Genomic DNA, 2,767 nt, shown 5'->3' with positions numbered 1-2,767 from the left:
GTCGAACCCCGGGTGGATGTCGTTCATGACGCCGACACTAAGAGCGCGACAAGTCGCGATCGGCCTTTTCCGGGGAACTGTCGCCGAACATCAGGATGCCGTCAGGTGAACACTTTCCGACGCCTGCCCCCGGTTTCGGGAAGGGGCGGGTAGGGGAACAGGCCCGCCGCAGGCGCCACGCACCCGCAGGCCACACCGCGCCGCTCCCCTCAGACCACCCCCGCCTTCCCCCTCCACGGCCTGCACAGCAGCAGGAAGCACAGCATCGATCCCACCCCGCACACCATCTGCACGACCGCCATCGGCACGGCCGTCGACTCGCCCGCGATGCCGACCAGCGGCGAGGCGACCGCGCCGACGAGGAAGGACGCCGTACCGATCAGGGCCGACGCCGAGCCCGCCGCGTGCGGGGTGCGCAGCAGTGCCAGCGCGTTGGTGTTGGGCAACGCCAGCCCCATCGCGGACATCAGGACGAACAGACCCGCCGCGATCGGGAACAGTCCCACCTCGCCGAAGACGCCGGACGTCATCAGCAGCAGCGCGGCCGCCGCGAGCGTGATCACGGCCAGACCGAAGCCGAGGGCCTTGTCGAGGCTGACCCGGCCGACGAGGAGCCGGCCGTTGATCTGGCCGACGCCGATCAGGCCGATCGAGTTGAGGCCGAAGAGCAGGCTGAACGTCTGCGGCGAAGCGCCGTAGATCTCCTGCACGACGAACGGCGAAGCGGCGATGTACGCGAAGAGCGCGGCGAAGGCGAGCCCGCCGGTGAGCATGTAGCCGGTGAAGATCCGGTCGGCGAGCAGCCCGCGCATGGTGCGCAGCGCCTGGCCCACTCCGCCGCTGTGCCGCTTCTCCACCGGCAGCGTCTCGTCGAGCCATTTGACGACCACGAGCGTGAGCAGGACGCCGACGACGGTGAGGACGACGAAGATGCCGCGCCAGTCGGTGACCTGCAGCACCTGGCCGCCGATGAGCGGCGCGATGATGGGTGCGACGCCGGATATGAGCATCAGGGTGGAGAAGAACCGGGCCATCTCCACGCCGTCATAGAGGTCGCGCACCACCGCGCGGGCGATGACGATGCCGGCCGCGCCCGCGAGGCCCTGCAACAGCCGGAAGCCGATGAGCAGTTCGGCGGTCGGCGCGAAGGCGCACATCGCGGTGGCGATCACGTAGACGAGCATGCCGACGAGCAGCGGGCGGCGGCGTCCCCACTTGTCGCTCATGGGGCCGACGACGAGCTGGCCGAGGGCCATGCCGGCGAGGCAGGCGGTGAGGGTGAGCTGGACGGTCGCCGCGGGGGCGTGCAGCGAGTCGGTGACCGCGGGCAGCGCCGGGAGGTACATGTCCATGGACAGCGGCGGCAGCGCGGTGAGGCCGCCGAGGACCAGTGTGACAAGGAGCCCTGCCCGGCGGGCGGCGGTGACACCGGCGGCGGACGGACCGGTGACAGAGCCGGTGACGGAGCCTGTGACAGCTTCGGTAACCGGGGCCGCGGCAGCGGCCGTTGCGGCGTCCCGCGGCGCGGGGACCGCGGCGGAGACCGGGGGCGCGGATGCCGGTCCGGGATGAGTGGTTCGTCCTTGTTTGCTCTGGCCGCTCTCCGGCATCTACAGCTCCTAATCCTATTTTCAACATCTATGCTCTCAGCTCGTCCGGGCTGACCGAGACGTTTTCGGCGTGAACAGGGGTGGACGAGTGATGAGCAACACCGTGCGGTGGGGCGTACTGGCGACCGGCGGCATGGCCGCGAGGTTCGTGGAGGATCTGGCGGCCATGCCCGACGCCGAGGTCGTGGCGGTGGCGTCCCGCACCGAGGCGTCCGCCAAGACCTTCGCCGACCGTTTCGGCATCCCGCGGGCGTACGGGGACTGGGCCTCGCTCGCCGCCGACGAGGACGTCGATGTGGTGTACGTCGCGACGCCGCACTCCGCGCACCGGGCCGCCGCCGGGCTCTGTCTGGCGGCCGGGAAGCCGGTTCTGTGCGAGAAGCCGTTCACCTTGAACGCGGTCGAGGCGGCGGAACTCGTCGAACTCGCCCGCCTCCACGGCACGTTCCTCATGGAGGCCATGTGGATGTACTGCCACCCGGCCGTCCGTCGCATCGCCGAGCTGGTCCGCGAGGGCGCGATCGGTGACGTCCGTACCGTGCAGGCCGACTTCGGGATCGCGGGCCCGTTCGCCCCGGACCACCGGCTGCGGGATCCCGCGCTCGGCGGCGGCGCGCTGCTCGATCTCGGCGTCTACCCGGTCGCGTTCGCGCTGCTGCTGCTCGGCGAGCCGGAGCGGGTGCAGGCGGACGCGCTGCTGTCCTTGGAGGGTGTGGACCTCAACACCGGGATGCTGCTCGGCTGGCCGGACAAGGGCGCGACGGCTCTGCTTTCCTGCTCGATCACGGCCGGCACCCCGGTCACGGCGTCCGTGACCGGGACGGCCGGCCGGATCGACGTCCCGGACGGGTTCTTCTTCCCCGAGCGCTTCGTCCTGCACCGCGACGGCAAGGAGCCGGAGGAGTTCCTCTTCGACGGCCGCCGGGACTCGCTGCAGCACGAGGCGGCCGAGGTGATGCGCGCCGTGCGGGCGGGCGAGAAGGAGTCGCCCCTCGTGCCGCTCGAAGGCACGCTCGCCGTGATGCGGACGCTCGACGCGGTGCGTGAGCGCATCGGCGTCCGCTTCCCGGGCGAACGCCACGGCGGATGACGGCACGCACCACGGCCTGACTCCGGCGAGGGCCGGAACAGCGGGGACCGGCCCGGCCGTCCGGCAC

General features: G+C 71.3%; 2 protein-coding genes. One reads left to right on the top strand and one right to left on the bottom strand.

The window, feature by feature from the left end; genetic code table 11:
- Window positions 1–209 precede the first annotated feature (209 nt).
- Window positions 210–1,610: a Bcr/CflA family multidrug efflux MFS transporter gene (locus ACWGH4_RS33805; protein ID WP_453467585.1), complete on the bottom strand. Its 1,401-nt coding sequence runs from the start codon at window positions 1,608–1,610 to the stop codon at window positions 210–212.
- Between the two features lie 91 nt (window positions 1,611–1,701).
- On the opposite strand from ACWGH4_RS33805, the gene ACWGH4_RS33800 reads away from it, so the two are divergent.
- A complete protein-coding gene (locus ACWGH4_RS33800) occupies window positions 1,702–2,700 on the top strand; it encodes a Gfo/Idh/MocA family protein (protein ID WP_453467583.1) in 999 nt (332 codons plus the stop codon).
- Window positions 2,701–2,767: the final 67 nt, after the last annotated feature.

The organism is Streptomyces sp. NPDC054847, from assembly GCF_053610925.1.
This window is presented reverse-complemented; position numbering and strand designations above follow the sequence as displayed.